The organism is Streptococcus oralis (genome assembly GCF_001579025.1).
In the GTDB taxonomy this organism is placed as follows: domain Bacteria; phylum Bacillota; class Bacilli; order Lactobacillales; family Streptococcaceae; genus Streptococcus; species Streptococcus oralis_X.
In genome coordinates this window covers 663780-679480 of sequence record NZ_KQ970235.1, presented here as the reverse complement: position 1 = coordinate 679480, position 15701 = coordinate 663780, and the positions used below count along the sequence as shown (strand labels likewise).

At 38.6% G+C, this 15701-nt stretch carries 18 protein-coding genes and 1 pseudogene; all 19 read right to left on the bottom strand.

Annotation, left to right across the window (positions count from 1 at the left end; translation table 11 throughout):
- Positions 1–1663, bottom strand: a 1663-nt coding sequence (locus SORDD27_RS03235; protein WP_061427272.1) for a lactose-specific PTS transporter subunit EIIC, incomplete at its 3' end; no start/stop codon positions are given.
- Positions 1663–1980 (bottom strand): PTS lactose/cellobiose transporter subunit IIA, encoded by a 318-nt coding sequence (locus SORDD27_RS03230; protein WP_001078317.1) that lies wholly within the window; start codon positions 1978–1980, stop codon positions 1663–1665. The genes SORDD27_RS03235 and SORDD27_RS03230, both read right to left, overlap by 1 nt.
- Positions 1981–2015: 35 nt before the next feature.
- Complete coding sequence (locus tag SORDD27_RS03225; protein ID WP_061427270.1) at positions 2016–2852, bottom strand: PRD domain-containing protein; 837 nt, start codon at positions 2850–2852, stop codon at positions 2016–2018.
- Positions 2853–3088: 236 nt separating this feature from the next.
- Complete coding sequence (gene lacD / locus SORDD27_RS03220) at positions 3089–4069, bottom strand: tagatose-bisphosphate aldolase (RefSeq protein WP_061427268.1); 981 nt, start codon at positions 4067–4069, stop codon at positions 3089–3091.
- 1 nt (position 4070) lies between these two features.
- Complete coding sequence (locus SORDD27_RS03215) at positions 4071–5000, bottom strand: tagatose-6-phosphate kinase (RefSeq protein ID WP_061427266.1); 930 nt, start codon at positions 4998–5000, stop codon at positions 4071–4073.
- 10 nt (positions 5001–5010) lie between these two features.
- A complete protein-coding gene (lacB, locus tag SORDD27_RS03210) occupies positions 5011–5526 on the bottom strand; it encodes a galactose-6-phosphate isomerase subunit LacB (protein ID WP_001216921.1) in 516 nt (171 codons plus the stop codon).
- Positions 5527–5556: 30 nt separating this feature from the next.
- Entirely contained in the window at positions 5557–5982 is a 426-nt protein-coding gene (lacA, locus tag SORDD27_RS03205; protein WP_000029277.1) for a galactose-6-phosphate isomerase subunit LacA, read from the bottom strand.
- 286 nt (positions 5983–6268) lie between these two features.
- Positions 6269–7165, bottom strand: a complete 897-nt coding sequence (locus tag SORDD27_RS09620; protein ID WP_081103341.1) for an aldose 1-epimerase family protein — start codon at positions 7163–7165, stop codon at positions 6269–6271.
- Between the two features lie 107 nt (positions 7166–7272).
- Positions 7273–8749, bottom strand: a pseudogene (locus tag SORDD27_RS03195) (PTS galactitol transporter subunit IIC).
- A 54-nt stretch (positions 8750–8803) separates the two neighbouring features.
- A complete protein-coding gene (locus tag SORDD27_RS03190; protein WP_000590551.1) occupies positions 8804–9109 on the bottom strand; it encodes a PTS sugar transporter subunit IIB in 306 nt (101 codons plus the stop codon).
- A 37-nt stretch (positions 9110–9146) separates the two neighbouring features.
- On the bottom strand, positions 9147–9623 hold the full coding sequence (locus SORDD27_RS03185) for a PTS sugar transporter subunit IIA (RefSeq protein ID WP_044020843.1): 477 nt from the start codon (positions 9621–9623) through the stop codon (positions 9147–9149).
- Between the two features lie 190 nt (positions 9624–9813).
- A complete protein-coding gene (locus SORDD27_RS03180) occupies positions 9814–10503 on the bottom strand; it encodes a sugar phosphate nucleotidyltransferase (protein WP_061427264.1) in 690 nt (229 codons plus the stop codon).
- Between the two features lie 11 nt (positions 10504–10514).
- The gene (locus SORDD27_RS03175; RefSeq protein ID WP_000791842.1) at positions 10515–11393 is read right to left on the bottom strand and encodes a DMT family transporter; all 879 of its coding nucleotides are present in this window, start codon (positions 11391–11393) and stop codon (positions 10515–10517) included.
- Position 11394: 1 nt separating this feature from the next.
- Complete coding sequence (locus SORDD27_RS03170) at positions 11395–12252, bottom strand: phosphotransferase family protein (protein WP_061427262.1); 858 nt, start codon at positions 12250–12252, stop codon at positions 11395–11397.
- A 16-nt stretch (positions 12253–12268) separates the two neighbouring features.
- Positions 12269–13291 carry a ribitol-5-phosphate dehydrogenase gene (locus SORDD27_RS03165; RefSeq protein WP_061427260.1) on the bottom strand — a complete coding sequence of 341 codons (1023 nt, stop codon included), beginning with the start codon at positions 13289–13291 and terminating at the stop codon, positions 12269–12271.
- Between the two features lie 4 nt (positions 13292–13295).
- The gene (locus tag SORDD27_RS03160; protein WP_000638514.1) at positions 13296–14003 is read right to left on the bottom strand and encodes an IspD/TarI family cytidylyltransferase; all 708 of its coding nucleotides are present in this window, start codon (positions 14001–14003) and stop codon (positions 13296–13298) included.
- Between the two features lie 364 nt (positions 14004–14367).
- Complete coding sequence (gene tatA / locus SORDD27_RS03155; RefSeq protein WP_049484393.1) at positions 14368–14538, bottom strand: twin-arginine translocase TatA/TatE family subunit; 171 nt, start codon at positions 14536–14538, stop codon at positions 14368–14370.
- Positions 14522–15253 carry a twin-arginine translocase subunit TatC gene (gene tatC, locus SORDD27_RS03150; protein WP_061427258.1) on the bottom strand — a complete coding sequence of 244 codons (732 nt, stop codon included), beginning with the start codon at positions 15251–15253 and terminating at the stop codon, positions 14522–14524. The genes tatA and tatC overlap by 17 nt, the downstream gene beginning before the upstream one ends.
- Positions 15254–15701, bottom strand: a 448-nt coding sequence (locus SORDD27_RS10170; RefSeq protein ID WP_231069279.1) for an FTR1 family protein, incomplete at its 5' end; no start/stop codon positions are given.

The window sequence follows — 15701 nt, the reverse complement described above, 5'->3', positions numbered from 1 at the left end:
GAGCGCCTTTTCCATCGCGAGTCAATTTTATGTATTGGCCACCTTCTGTCTTGGCAAGTTTGATACCAAGTTTGTCGGTCTCTGCTTTCATATCTTCAAAGTTAGAAGCAACTTGAGGAGCAAGTATAACCAGATCAAACTCTGGAAGCATTTCACGGTGAGCTCCATAGCCACCAGCTGCTGCCTTGACAGGAACTTTATATTCTTCCGCTGCTTTATTTAAAGCATTTGCGAGGAGACCACTTGTTCCTCCACCTGCACAGAGAACCAAGACATTGGTTTCTTCAGTGATTGTGTTTTGCGCTGCTTCTACACCTGCTTTTTCAAGAATAGCATCTGCTTTAGCAGTATTGAAGTTTGCTGCTACTTTTTCTTTCAATTCATCATTGGCTTTACCTGAACGCTCTTCTTCAAGGATTTGTTCATCATAAACCTTGAGGAATGGATAGTAAATGGCTACGTCAACAAGGATTAACAAAGCAGCAAGTACAAATGACAAGAATTGGAAGTTTGTACCGAGAACAATACCGAGCGGTCCTGGTGTTGTCCAAGGAAGGTTGGCTGTAAATGAGTTCATGCCAAGCGTCTCAATGAAGAATTTAAAGATCCATACGTTGGCAATTGGCGCAAAGATAAATGGAATAAAGAAAATCGGGTTCAAGACAAGTGGTGCACCAAACAGGATTGGTTCGTTTACACCAAAGAAAGTTGGAACTACTGAAGCGCGTCCGATTGCACGATTTCGTTTCGATTTGGTCAACCACATGAACATGAATGGAACAACCAGTGTCGCACCCGTACCACCCATGGTAACGATAAACATTTGTGTACCAGAAGTAAGAATCTTGTCAGCGTGCATCCCTTGTTGGAGAAGGTTCAAGTTGACTTCGGCATTTGCATAGGTAATCGCTGCGATTGCTGGTTCAACGATAGATGGACCATGGATACCAACAAACCAGAAGAAGGCAAAGGCACCAAAGATAATCGTAATACCTAGATAACCATCAGCAGCAGAGAATAATGGTGCAAAGAATTTACCGATTGATTCAGCTACGCTTGCACCAACAAAATGACGAGCTAGTAAATCAAGAGCATAAAGAGAAACCACTGATAGAGTGAATGGAATCACATCTTTAAAGACTTGTGAGATATTTGGTGGAACTTCGTCAGGCATACGAATAGTGACGTTGTTCTTAACACAAACCTTATAGATGGCTACAGTTACAAAGGCAGCAAGAAAGGCTGAAAGCAAACCTTTTGTCCCCAAGAATCCAGTAGCTAGACCATTTTCGATAGGATCAGCTGCCAACATCAACAAACCAACAATTGCTGCCAAAAGTGTTGACATATAGTTGATTTGATTGGTTTTTTCCATGCTACGGTTTACTGAGTCGGTCAATGACTTAGCTGTTGTACCAGCTACCAAGAGAGCTAGAATCCCCATTGAATAGCTATAAGGTTTCATGAGGAGATTAACAACATCATCAGACCATTTAAAGCCCCATGAGTTAGGAACAAAGGCAATCAAGATAAAGATACTTGAGAAGAGAATAACAGGCATCCCTGCAATGAAACCATCACGGATAGCACGAAGATAGATATTACGAGATAGTTTTTCAAAGAAAGGTTTCCCTTTCTCTATAAAAGCAATTAATTTATTCATTACTTAACTCCTCTCTTATAGAGTTCGATTAAATGGTGCATCAAATCTTTTAACAAGATAGTCGTCATCAAGTGGTCTTGGCCATGCATCATGGTTACACTATAGGCCAAATCTTCACCAGCTGCTTCCTTAGTCAATAGACTTGTTTGCGCGTGGTGTGCCTCCGCGATGCAAGAACCAGCTTCATCGACTAAGCTATCTGCTTTCGCAAAATCGCCAGCTTCAGCAGCCTTCAAGGCTTCCAATAGTTTTGAACGTGCATCGCCAGCATAGGCTACGATTTCAAAACCTAACAATGTTACTTCTTCTCTATTCATGATAGAATTCTCCTTATGTATTTTTAATTAAATTTTTATGACAATAAACGTTGGATATGTAGAACTAGATAAACTCGTTCACTTTTATACAAATCAAGACCCGTATGTTGCGTAATCACATCATAGATCTTGGAACCAATCTCGAACGCTTTTGGATAGGATTGTTTAATATGATCTTCCATATCCAGAAGTGATTGATTATCATCTCTGGAACGGTCTAAATAATCCAAAAAATAGTTGAGATGAATCATAAAACGATCATAGAAATGATTATTCTCTTTGGTTCGTTGAATTGCATAACCCTTTAGCACTTCTTCGACATTCCTGAGAATTTCTTTCCTCTTATCAATCGACTCCACAAGTTCCACCTCATTCTCCCCTTCGGCATTGATGAAATGATAAGCGATCCGAATAATTTCATCCTCAGGGAAATGATCTGTCAACTTCTGACGATAGATTGTAAAAGCTTCCTTTGCGATTTGAAAAGCGACAGGATACTTAGTGGAAATATCTGGCAGATTACTATCCTTGTACCTTCCTTGTGCTAGAGCTTGGTAAGAACAGTAAATATGATCTGTCAAGGTTACGTAGAGATACTCTTGAATCGGATAATAATATTTCTTTGATAGCTTATCAATAATCTCATAGGTCACTGTGATAAAATCCAGCGGAACATCTTTGAGAAGAGCCATAAAATTTTCCCTGGACTCTTCTGTCTTCATCCGAAAGATTTTCTCAACCTGATCTTCAGCAATCAAATCCCCCTTCTTTTTCCCAAATGCAATCCCCTTACCAATCACAATCACCTCTTCTCCTTTGTCATTTCTGACAAGCGAGACGTTGTGATTCATTGGGTTTAGAATTCGATACATGGCAACCTCCTTTTATCTCTTAAAGGTATATGAGTATAAAAAATGACCACAAATGAACTAGAAAATCCTTTGATTTCTAATCCACCTGTGATCATGCCTAATATTACTTAGTAACACTCACCTTGTATTAACTTGTGATTTAAGTATAGCATAAGTAAGTTTTTTTGTAAACCTTTACATTCAACTTTTTTTAAAATTTTTATTTAGATCAATGTTCCTAAGATTAGGGGGAAAACTTATACACGTTCAGTCCATGAAGTCGCTGTGGTTTGGAGAACTTTGTTGAGTTCGTCAATGTTCTCAAATCCAGTTGTGCGTAGCCATTCACGAGCTGCTGCTTCACCGTCTTTGATGTAGGCTTCAACTGATCCTGCCCAGGTTGCACGGCCACAAAGAACGCCGTTGAAGTTTGCGCCTGATTCGTGAGCAAAGACAAGGGTTTCTTGGAAGAGTTTAGCTGACACACCTGCACTCAAGTAGATATATGGCAAGTTAGTCGCTTCATCTTGTGCTTTGAAGAAGGCTGCTGCTTCCTCACGAGTATGAACGATTTCTCCATCACCAAAGCCTTCAACGTATTTGACGTTGACTGGAACTTCCACTTTCAAGACATCGATGTTGAAGCGTGGGTCTGAGAAGACCTTCATAGCACCAATAACCTTGTGTGGCTTCACTTTTGCGTATTCTGCTGAACCTGCATCAGCAATCTTTTCATCGTAAGCCAAGATCTCAAGGAAGAAAGGAATGTCTTCTGCCACACACTCTGAACCGATGCGTTCGATGTAGGCTTGTTTTTGTTGGTTGAGTTCGTCAGAGCTGTCTACGTCATAGTAAAGCAAGAACTTGACTGCATCTGCGCCTTGTTCTTTGATGCGTTTGGCAGACCAAACATCCAAACAGTCAGGCAAGCGTTTAGTGCTAGTTGTGTCATAACCTGTTTTCTCATAAGCAAGGAGAAGACCAGCATTTGGATCAAGCGCTTTTGTAGCTGGAAGTCCATACTCTGGGTCTAGAAGCATAGAGGATGCGTATTTTGTCAATTCATCTGCTACCAAGACTTTGAGTTCTTCCATTTGAGCCACAGTTGGTTCCTCTGTTTGGTATTGAGCCATGAGACGTTTCAAAGCGCCACGTTGGTCAAAGGCAAGAGCTGAGATAATGCCGTTTTCATCTGAGAGTTTTTTCAAGCAAGCGCGTTTATTTTCTGTTAAAGCCATTTTATACCTCTTTTACTATTAATTGATCATATAGAGCTTGATAGTTAGCCATATTGACATGACCTGTCATCTTTTCTTGAGCATTGAGCATACCAAGGACATTGGCCTTGATGAGGAGTTCTTGATCAGATTCCTTATGAAGAAGTCCTGATGAAATACCTGCCACAGTAGAATCTCCAGATCCGACAGGGTTCACTACCTGAATTCTTGGAATATCTACTTTATAGAAAGTGTCCCCATGTTTTGCAAAAGCACCATTTGCACCAAGTGAAACAATTATCCACTCAATCCCTGCAAATAAAGGCTCTTGAAGAACTTCTTTTAATTCATCCAAATCCTCAGCAACTTCTTTCCCAAGAAGCTGAGACAATTCCTCATTATTTGGTTTGATGACTGTTGGTTTATGTGATGATTCAAGAACAGCCTGAAGAGCTGCACCTGAGCAGTCCAAAACTACAGGTTTACCAGCTTGATTAGCAAGTTCTACTAAGCTCGCATAGTAATCAACTGGAAGCCCGGCTGGCAGACTACCAGAGATAGCAACTACTTCCACAGTGTCAAGGAGATGCTCGAAATGAACCAAGAAATCTTGCCCTTCTTGTTCAAGAACTTCGGGACCTTTTTCAAGGATTTCTGTTTGATTGTCTCCGTGTAGAATAGCGATACAGTTACGAGTCTCTCCTTGAATGGAGAAGAAACATTTCGTTACTTTATCATCGATATGCTCTACTAAAAACTCACCAAGTTTACCACCGACCAAACCAGTAGCAGCAACAGAATCACCAAATTCTGAAAGAACTCGTGTAACATTGAGACCTTTACCACCAGCTGTCTTGGTCACGTCCACCACACGGTTGACAGTGTCAATTTTCAATTCATCCAAAGGATAAGAAATATCAATGGATGGATTCATCGTGACTGTTAAAATCATGCGTCACCTCTTAGTCGTGGTATTCACCGCGATCCCATTTTTCAAGGAATTCTGTAAAGAAGTTTGCATCTGCTTGATGAGCATTGTGAGTTTCAACGTGCTCGATTTTCGCAATCAATTTTTTGTTTTCTTCTGATGGTTTGTATTCAGCATTGATGAAAGCTTCAATGATATCACACATGAGCAATTCACCAGTGATTTTACCACCAAAACCAATAACGTTGGCGTTCAATTGTTCTTTTGCGTAAAGAGCTGTTGTCATATCACGAACCAAGGCAGAACGAACTCCTGGGACTTTGTTTACAGCGTTGTTGATACCAACACCAGTACCACAGATACATACCCCAAGATCGGCTTGACCGCTTGTAACAGCTTCACCAACTTTTTTACCAAAGATTGGGTAGTGAGTACGTGTGTGGTCATAAGTACCAAAGTCAATGACTTCATATCCTTTTGATTTCAAAAATTCTGAAACCGCCATTTTTTCATCTGTTACGATGTGGTCACATCCAATTGCAATTCTCATTTTTATCTTACCTTTCTTACTGTAATCTAATTAGCACATTTTGTTCAACATATCAACACGAATTTGGTGACGTCCACCGTCGTATTTACCGTTAACAAAACCTTTAGCAATATTTTTAGCCAATTCATCACCAACAAGTTGTGCACCCATAGTGATCATACGTGAGTTGTTGTGACCACGAGTCATATAAGCTGAACGTTCGTCAGATACTTCTGCAGCAACCATTCCTTTGATTTTTGTTGCAACCATGAAAGGACCAGCACCATAAGCATCAATCACGATACCAAGGTTTTGTTCTTCTTTGTTTACTTCTGCAGCAACAGCAAGAGTCACATCAACAAAGTCTTGACCTTCAGCTGTAACATCCACAACGTGGAAGTTTTCTTTTTCCAAGAAGTCTTTCACAACTTCTTTCAATCTCAAACCTGCAGCATCTGCACCGATAACAATAGACATATTGTATACTCCTTTTTATTATTCTAGGCTAGTAAAGACTTTTATAGTTAGCAGTTTACCTACAAAAGACTTTCTAGCAGTTTATTGACAAATTTGATTGAATAAGCTGTTCGATAGCTTATCCAAGTCTAGGAAATCAAGTTCCTAGAAACAAACTTTCTCCTCGAAAGAGAATATAACAAGTGATTATTTGTTTGTTACAAACATCATTTGTTGCTTACAAACATAATATACTCCTATTTATAGAAAAAGTCAACAGTAAATGTTTGTTTTTGTGGTTTTTTATCTAAAATATTTCAATATCAAAGCCAATCTGATCTACTTGATCAGGTTCTAGGAGACGAACATTCTTCTTATCTTCTAGATGATTTCCTTCTTCAAGAGATGTTGACAAGCCAGACCATGGTTCAAAAGCAATGAATGGTCCCTTATTCAAAGTTGACCAAATGATGAGATTTGAAAACTCTTGGAAGTGTACTTTTAATCCCTTCTCATGTTTACGAGAACGAAGGGCAATTGTTTTAGATTGCAACTCATCCAAAGTCACTGCATCAACACTAAACAGATCGTAACTGAGATCCACTTCCTTTTGCGAATCCAACCATGGACTTCTATCTTGAAAGTCTAACATGCCAGTGTCTGGGAAAGGACGGGGAACAGAGCAAGTCTCTTCTTTCTCAAACTCTAAATAGTAATCTTCATAAGTTTCGCCATCTAGCAGAGGACAATTAAATCCTGGATGTCCTCCTATAAAGAATGGCATTACTTTATTAGTTTCTTTATTGAAAATCTTGTATTGAGTACGAACAGTCTTGCCAGTCACTAGATAAGTGATTTCAAGGCGGAAGTGATAAGGATAGTTTTGATAAGTATTCTCATCATCTTCGATAGCAAAAGTAACACTGTTTTCTGTCTGTTCAACTAATTCAAATTCTTTCTTGCGAACCAAACCATGGCGAGGAATGTTTCCTTTCGTCTCCGTTCCATCTGCATGACTGTAGAAGGCTGTATCTTCTCTTAAAGAGCCGCAGATTGGAAAAAGTACAGGCGCTTGTCCACTCCAGTAAGTGGAATCTCCTTGCCACAGATACTCAATGCCCTCTCGATCCTTGATCGACGACAAGGCGCCACCTAAGGTTTTAAACTGGACCGTTAACTGGTCTGATTTGATTTCAATTACCATAATGTTCTCCAACTATTTTTAGATCTTTATATAAAAAACTAGGTTGCCACTCCCAATGTAGGAAATTAACAACCTAGTTTTCACAATTTACATTTTATAGGAGCGAATTATTTAGCATTTGCTGCGTATTCTTCGTTACGTTTGATCATTTGTTTTCTATACCAAGCAAAGATACCTACATAGAATACAAGGAAGGCTGCTGCACCAAGGATTGCTTTGATATCACCTGTTGTAGCATTACCGATTGCCCAACCAAATAGTTTTTCAATTGGTCCTTCAAGAGTTGAGTGAGTAATCAATTGAGATTGGTTCACACCTTCTGGGAAGGCACCTACACCTTTAGCAAGTTCAGTTGCGAATGGTGCGATAAGAGTACCAGAAAGAAGGAAGAGAGGCAACAAGAGTGTTCCGAAGATAATCATACGGAGCAATTTACCACGTGTAACAACCAAGAGAGCTGGAGTCACACCCATAGCGATGATACCTGCAAGTGGCAAGATACCATTACCGACGTTTGAAAGAAGCACTGCTTCTACTAGCATGATTGGAGCAAGTACGTTAGCACAAGCCCAGATTTCAGCACGACCAGCGATGAATGGCCAGTCAAGACCGATGTTGAATTTACGTCCTTGAAGACGTTTAGTAGCAACGTTTGTAATACCTTGTGAAAGTGGTTCTACGGCTGCGATGAACCATGATCCGATAAGTGAGAAGAGTTCCAAAGCTACACCGGCTGTCAAACCAAGAGACAACCAACCTTTAATAACAAGTTCCCATGAAGATGCATCTTCTACTCCAGCAACTGGGTGTGGACGTCCCCATCAAACCAATAACAATACCAAGGATGAAACCGATGAAGAATTTAGAACCCCAGAAACCGATTTTTTTGTTCAATTTAGCAGCATCAAAGTCATATTTATCAAGACCTGGGAAGAATTTTTCAAAAATCTTATCCAAAACCATGATAACTGGGTTCATCATGTAGTTCATGTGTGTTGAAGTCATTGGTGATGAACTTGGTGCATTAAGAAGGTCGTCGAATGTTGGTTTCATCAAGTCAGAGTTGATGATTTTCAAAACACCTACAAGGACAACTGCTGCAGTTGCGATGAAAAGTGAAACCCCTTGGCTAACTCCGTTGTTGTCTGCATACCATTTGATCAAAAGACCAGTGATTGACAAGTGCCAGATATCGAAGATGTCGACGTCAAGTGTATCTGTTTTCTTCATTGCAAGCATCACAACGTTGACAATCAACATTACAAGCAAGAAGTAAAGTGTCCAAGCAGATCCCCAAGTGATTGTAGCAAGTGGTGCCCAACCAACGTCAGTGATGTTCAATTGGATACCAGTGTTTTCAACAAACTTCGCAAGTGATGCTGAGAAAGCTCCGTTAAGCATACCGATGATAGCACCGATACCAGTAAGGGCGATGGCAAGTTTGATACCACCTTCAAGTGCTTTGGAGAATTTCACTCCAAAAAGTAGGGCCAATACTGTCAAAATGATCAGCATGATGATAGGGCCACCCATAGCCAAGATAGGTTTGAAGATATCGTTGGCCAGATTGATAATGACATCCATAATAGTTCCTCCCGTTTTTTTAGTTATATGAATGTTAACAAGATAAAGAATAAATTAGCTTAGTCCGTGTTCTTTGATAGCTGCTTCAATATTGTCAAATACTGGAGCGCTCATCGCTGGAATACGGAACAAGATTGGTCCAGCTTCAATTACTGGAATACCAGGTTCAAAACCAAGGTCAGTTGCAGCGATTGGTGTAAAGATATCGTAGCCCTTGATAAGGTCTTCGTTTACATCTTTAACCATAACTGCATCACAGTGAACATCATAACCACGGTTTGAAAGTTCTTCTTCTAGAGCACTTTTAATTTGGTGACTTGAGTTAACACCTGCACCGCAGGCAGCAAGAATTTTAATCATTTGGATTTCCTCCGATTTTATATTTTAATAGACAAGATTAAGCGGTTGCTTCAGCAATGTAAGCATAAAGTTTTTCTGGTTCGGAAATTTTTGATAAATCTTCCAGATGTCCATTTCCTGTGAAAAAGTCCATCAACTGAGCCAGAATATTTGTTTGACTTGAACTTGAGTTGTTAATGATAAAGAAGAGTAGGGATACTTCTACTTCCTTATCAGGAGCTATCATATTGTGAAAAGTTACTGGTTTTTCTAATCGAACAACCACTACTTTCTCAGCTAGATTATGAACAATATCTGTATGAGGAATCGCTACATTTGGCAAGTCCTTACCTAGAAATTCCATATCTAAACCAGTTGGAAATGACTTTTCACGCGTGATCAAGGCTTCACGATAAGTTGGAGTGACAATTCCTCGTTCTTCCAACAAGCTTGCTACCTGATCAAAGAGTTGTTCTTGATTATCCGCTTCTAAGCAAAACACCAGGTTTTTGTCAAAGAAATGATCTAATCCCATAACATTTTCCCTTCTTTCAATTATCTTTTATGAAATAAGTATAACACTATATGAAATCGTTGTCAATAATTTTTGTTTTATTTTGTTCATTTTTTTGTAATTTTTGTTTCATTTAAAGAATACAATCAATATCAAACATTCTTGTTATAAAATACACAAAAAAAGAAGGCCCAAGCCTTCTTCTATTTCCTTACTCAATAGTAGATAAAATCTCTTCTAATTTATGGTAATCTTTTACACTATCAATTTCATAGATGCTATTTCCTTCTAATTCTTCGACATAGACATCCAATTCTTTGATATTATCCTTAACCATGTTGTCCCAGTAGAGATCAACAAATTCACCACTTTCGTAAGCTTTGTCAATAAAGTCAACAATCTTCTCAGCAGTTGGTGCATCCCAGAATGAAACTCCGCTCAGAATGCGACCAGCCTTGCTGTCAACAATAATGTCTTGAACCTTGTAGTCATCACCATAAACTAAGAACCACTCGTTGGTACAGTCTTCACGATAAACGCTAAAATAGGTAGAACGTTTAAGATCGTTTCGAAACATATTTTTGAAAAGATAGTTATCTGCATCGATGACATAGCTGTTAGCTAAGTCTTCTTTTACTAGATAAAGTGAGTAAAAGTTATTGTAATCAGCATACTTGTCGTTAAAGACTAAACGGACACCATATTTTTCTTTTAGGTAGTCAAATTGTTCTTTGAGGTAACCGACAACGATGATAATCTCATCAATTCCTCTCTCTTTCAAAAACTCGATTTGGTATTCTACCAAGGGTTTTTGATTAACCTTAACCAAAGCTTTTGGGGTATTTTCAGTCATAGGGCGCAGACGAGTTCCTAAGCCCGCTGCTAAAATAATCGCTTTCACACGAATCTCCTTTATTCTTTAATAATAATATAAACACCAGCCATAACAATAAGTGAAGTGATGATTGTCAGCATATCTAGCGGTGCACCCAAGAAAATAACTGCAAATAAGACAGTCCAAACTACATAGCTCACATTCAAACCTGTCGCTTTCGCAGGTTGCAAACGATTAATGGCGATATAATAAGCTAAGTAGGAAATCATATCAAAGGCCGCAAAGACAATCAAGAGGCCGAATAATTGCCCATCTGCCACTTCTGCAAATGAATGGTGAGAAAAGAGCACAATCACAAGATAGGACAAGAATGAGGTTACTTGTCGAATTAACAAGGCTTCAATTTCACTTAAATCACTTTCCATAGCATAGGAGCTGAGAACACTTTCACTCCCCCAGGCAATGGCACAGATAAGGGCACAAAGAATCCCAATGTAAAACGAGTTTACTTGTTCAACCTTGTAGGTTTGAGCAATGATCGCTGCAATAATCAAGAAAACACCGAATACTGTATTCTTTGAAACCTTGTGTTTCAAAATGAAGAAGGCTAGTAAAACTGAAACTGCTGGGTAAATAGCCGATACAGATGAAGCTAGAGAACTACCAATATATTTAACCGCATAAAGATTGGCCTGCATACCAATAGGTCCTGCTAGTAAAGCACCGATAATTACACTCACATTTCGAATATTTAAGAAAATCGAAAGACGAACTTTTCTTTCTTTTACCAAAAGAAAAGCTAACAAGATAAAGATACTCAAGAAATCATGAGCAGCAGCCACCACAAAAGGTGAAAGATTTGTAAAAATTGAAAAGATATAAGCACTAATCGTTAGACCTAATCCCCAGAAGATACCAGAGAGCAGACCAAAGGAAACACCATTTTTATTCTTCATCCTAACCTCCATAATAAGTCAAACCTTCGACAGCTCTTTGGTAACGATTGACACCGTAATCTCCAAAATCAGCCCCTTGAGCTTCTTTGTACACTGTCCACAAACTCCAGATAGTATCTTGCAAGATTTTATAGATACGAATCTTCTCACGTGATACAGGCGTTTTGTCACTTTCATAGTAGGAAAGGAAATCATCTTCCTCTTGCTTTGTAAATTCAGACTCTAAGAAAAGAGCTGCCAAATCCCACATCGGGTCATTCATAGAAGAGTATTCCCAGTCAATCAAATACAAACGACCTTGTGGTGACTCGATAAAGTTTTCTGGTACCAAATCGATATGACAGGACTTTCTATCAATACCCAAATCAGCCAATCTCTTTTCTAGTGAAAATACATCTTTTCTTACAGCTTCATAGTTTTCATAGGGGATAGGTCCCTCAATCAAGGATTCATATTTGCTGATTTCCTCAAAGGGAGCAAATTCTCCTCTTAATTCTTTCCCTGAAGCGTGGATGGTTTGTAAAATTGGTGCAATCTTTTCAAACTTGGATTTGATAGATGTTGAATCAAGAGTTACTGCCGATTCGATGTATTCATTTACTTTGATCCCTGACTCAATATCAAAGAGATAATTTTTGACATCTAAATCTAAATCCTCTAAAAGTTCAAGATTGTACTTTTCATTTTGACGATTGATGAGTTTTTCAGTCCCTTTACCAAAAAATTTCACAATATACTGTTTGTTGGTTGTTTTAACCAAATAGTTTTGGTTGGTCATGCCTCCCAACTGTTCAACACTGAGTACTTCCTCTTCATTAGATAGTAAAGAAGAAATTTTTTCTTTGATGAGTTTCTCCACAATTAACCTCCATCTTCTACACTTCCCACTTGAATACTGTTTTAAAAGCAGTATTCAGGTCTGTAGCAAAGACACGGTGAATGTCCTTGATTTCTCTCACAGGTTCTTCAACATAAAGGATATTCTTCAGTCGATTCGCAAACTTTTTGACTTCCATCATTTGAATAGCCTTCTCAAAATCAACGCGTCCTGAGCGAGACGATCCCACTAATAACAATCCTTTTTCCAAAGCATCTCGTGTATTGATATTAACCTTGTATTCACTCACTCCCATCATGAGAATCGTTCCCTGCGGACAAATATAGCGAATCAGGTCATTGATAGCTGGTCCTGTGCCATCACCACCACAACACTCAAATCCATGATCAAAGGTCAAATCCTCTGGGATATTATCCGTGATGTAGCACTCTTTTGCAAAAGAGAAGAGCTCCAATTTTTCCCAATGGCGACCAATGACGATAATCTCTGCTTCTGGCAAGGTGTAATTGATAATATTAGCAACCACAAAGGCCAAACTGCCATCTCCGATAACTGCAATGCGCTCTCGCTTGCTATGAGCAAGATTTAAGAAACGATCCATGGCATGCATGCCAACACTTACAAACTCAGTTATGGCTGCAACTGTGTCCTCAATGTCATTATAAGACACAACACGATCTTTTGGAAGAGAGACAAATTCTCGCATAAAGCCATCATAACCACTAGATAGGAAGTAGGTTCCTGTCATGTAGTTCTCGTAGAACTCCTTGTCACTCTGCATAGGCGGTTGATTGGGAATCATAACTACCTTTTGACCGACTTCATAAGTCCCAGTTGGATCGGAAATAACAGTTCCACAAGACTCGTGAATCATGGCCATTGGAAGCTTTTTAGCCAATATCTTTGGATCGCGTTTTCCTTGATAGTAACGTTGATCCGCATGACAAACCGCCATATAATTTGGACGAATAAGGATATGATTCTCCTGATCAATGTCCTCTTCTTGGTATTTTACATTGATAAACTTTGGTTTGGTCAGTTGATAAATTTGATTAATCATAGCCTTAGTCTTTCTCAATCATGCTTTTCGCGATTTTCAAGTCTGTCACAGTTGTGATTTTAAGATTTGAATATTCCCCTTTAGCTAGGGCAACGTCTTTTCCTTTGATAACAAAAATCTTACATGCATCCGTCAGGATTTCCTTTTCTTGATCAGATAGGGAACCATACAAATCCATGAAATCCTTGCAGCGGAATGTCTGAGGTGTTTGACCTTGATAGAGGTGAGCACGATTTGGAATATCCGTGATAAACTGACCATTAGTACTTTCAACAATGGTATCAACTGCTTCTACTACTGTGTCAACCGCATCATGATTTTGGGCAAGTTTGATATTGTCCTGAATCATACGAAGTGTGATAAATGGACGAACAGAGTCGTGGGTAATCACGATATCTTCTGGAGTGATTGGACGATAGGCATCAATAGCTTCAATAATCTTCTCGATACTGGTATTGCGATCAGCCCCACCTTTGGTAATGATGATGCGATCCTTGTGGAGAGAAAGATACTTGTCAACTAGGTCCTCAGCGTGTGACACCCAGTCTCCATGAACTCCAACCACAATTTTTTCAATACTTGGTTCTAAGACAAATTTTTCGATTGTGTGGATCAAAATAGGTCGATCACCCAACTCCAAGAATTGTTTTGGTAAATTACTGATTCCCATGCGTGTGCCAGTTCCTCCGGCTAGGATTCCTGCATAGATCATTTATATTCTCCTTTAGTTTATTCTAAAAAACTCATTACCATCTATTATATCACAATCTATCTTTATCATGAAGAAAAGACAGAGCGTCATTTAGTCTAATCAACACACCATTTAAGGTAAAAAGTGAACAATGCCTTACTAAATCTGGAAAGACCATAACAAATTAAGAAATAAAATTAGGTTATCCTCTATATTCTCCTCTCAACGTTCGGTTAATATAGAGTTCTTTAGAATATAATACAAACCTTAAAGAAAACTTAAACACATTTTTTAGAATACAAAAATAAGCTAGGAAACTGTTCAAATTTATCTAGACAACTACAGTTCCTAACTTTCTTGTTTTTATTTATGATGATGGAATAGATTATTTTTCCTGTTCTTGGTCACTAAGTCCTTTAACTGCCTTCTTAAACTCAGACAGCATTTTACCGATTGATTCACCCAGTTCTGGTAAACGTTTTGGTCCAAAGATTAAGAGTGCACCTAGAACAATGATAATCAATCCTGGAGCACCGATATCACGTAAGATTCCCATTCTTTTCTCCTTTCATTTTTTTCTTTATTATTCTCTTGCTAATTGCAATACTAAGCTCATAGAGCAAGATTAAAGGAATTGTCATGGCTAAATCGCTGATAAAATCAGCTGGTGTCAAAATAACAGCTAGCACCAATAAAATAAAGTAGGCATAACGTCTATAGGTAACTAAGAACCTTGGTCCAATCAAGCCAATCGACGTTAAAAAAGCGATAATGACTGGCAATTCAAAGATGAATGCCAAAGGGACAGTTGTTTGAAAAACAAAGTCTAAGTAGTTCTGAGCTGTTAATTGGGTTTCAAATAATCCTTCCCCTAGTCCTAAAAGCACTTGAAGTAAGGCAGGCGTTACAAAGTAGAATCCAAAGACTAGTCCAAGTAGAAAGCAAATAAAACTAGCTGGAATATAGGCAAAAATGGCTCTTGCTTCTTCTATTTTCAAGCCTGGTTTGATAAAACTCCAAATCTGATAAATTGTAAAAGGTAGAGTAATAGTAAAGGACATTAGGTTCGCTAAACGAAAATAAATCCACAGAATATCATTTGGACCTAATACAATCAATTTTTGATTAAAGGACTGAGTTAGATAGTAGTAAAGCTGATCTGCAAACAATAAAGCTCCACAAAAGACTATAGAAAAGCAGGCTATAACAGCAATGAACCTCTTTCTAAATTCTACCAGATGTTCAACGATTGTCAATTTTTTTGTATCCATCTACTTTTCACCCTGTCTCAATGTGACAACCAAAACAATTATCAAAAAGACTAGCTGACTTCCTAAACCTTCCCAACTTGGATAGATACCCAATAGGTCGATCGTTGGGAAACCTAATATTAAGTGATTTGGAGCCATATTGGTCAGCTGCAGAGCATGTACGCTAACACCTAGCATCTTAAAGGCAAGAGCATAAATCATCCATGTCAGGATAAAGAAGATCTTGTGAGGGAGAATAAATTGACTCGCTTTGTTCATCAGGAATGCGATAACTAGCAAGACCAACAAAGCTAGAGAAATACCTAGAATAAAGTCAAAACGAGATATTCTCGGTAAAATTCCTACATAAAATAGTATGGTCTCTGCCCCTTCACGAAAAACAGCTAGAAAACTTAGAGTAAACATGGAAATGAATGAACCTGTCTTGGTCACAGTTTTCATCTGGGAA

Bases quoted from the DNA above. Each gene is read 5' to 3' on its own strand.
- SORDD27_RS03225 (WP_061427270.1), bottom strand. From the start codon at position 2,852: ATGTATCGAATTCTAAACCCAATGAATCACAACGTCTCGCTTGTCAGA.
- SORDD27_RS03185 (WP_044020843.1), bottom strand. From the start codon at position 9,623: ATGGGATTAGATCATTTCTTTGACAAAAACCTGGTGTTTTGCTTAGAA.
- SORDD27_RS03190 (WP_000590551.1), bottom strand. From the start codon at position 9,109: ATGATTAAAATTCTTGCTGCCTGCGGTGCAGGTGTTAACTCAAGTCAC.
- SORDD27_RS03215 (WP_061427266.1), bottom strand. From the start codon at position 5,000: ATGATTTTAACAGTCACGATGAATCCATCCATTGATATTTCTTATCCT.
- tatC (WP_061427258.1), bottom strand. From the start codon at position 15,253: ATGGATACAAAAAAATTGACAATCGTTGAACATCTGGTAGAATTTAGA.
- lacA (WP_000029277.1), bottom strand. From the start codon at position 5,982: ATGTCTATTGTTATCGGTGCAGATGCTGCAGGTTTGAGATTGAAAGAA.
- SORDD27_RS09620 (WP_081103341.1), bottom strand. From the start codon at position 7,165: ATGGTAATTGAAATCAAATCAGACCAGTTAACGGTCCAGTTTAAAACC.
- lacD (WP_061427268.1), bottom strand. From the start codon at position 4,069: ATGGCTTTAACAGAAAATAAACGCGCTTGCTTGAAAAAACTCTCAGAT.
- SORDD27_RS03165 (WP_061427260.1), bottom strand. From the start codon at position 13,291: ATGATTAATCAAATTTATCAACTGACCAAACCAAAGTTTATCAATGTA.
- tatA (WP_049484393.1), bottom strand. From the start codon at position 14,538: ATGGGAATCTTACGTGATATCGGTGCTCCAGGATTGATTATCATTGTT.
- lacB (WP_001216921.1), bottom strand. From the start codon at position 5,526: ATGAGAATTGCAATTGGATGTGACCACATCGTAACAGATGAAAAAATG.
- SORDD27_RS03230 (WP_001078317.1), bottom strand. From the start codon at position 1,980: ATGAATAGAGAAGAAGTAACATTGTTAGGTTTTGAAATCGTAGCCTAT.
- SORDD27_RS03175 (WP_000791842.1), bottom strand. From the start codon at position 11,393: ATGAAGAATAAAAATGGTGTTTCCTTTGGTCTGCTCTCTGGTATCTTC.
- SORDD27_RS03160 (WP_000638514.1), bottom strand. From the start codon at position 14,003: ATGATCTATGCAGGAATCCTAGCCGGAGGAACTGGCACACGCATGGGA.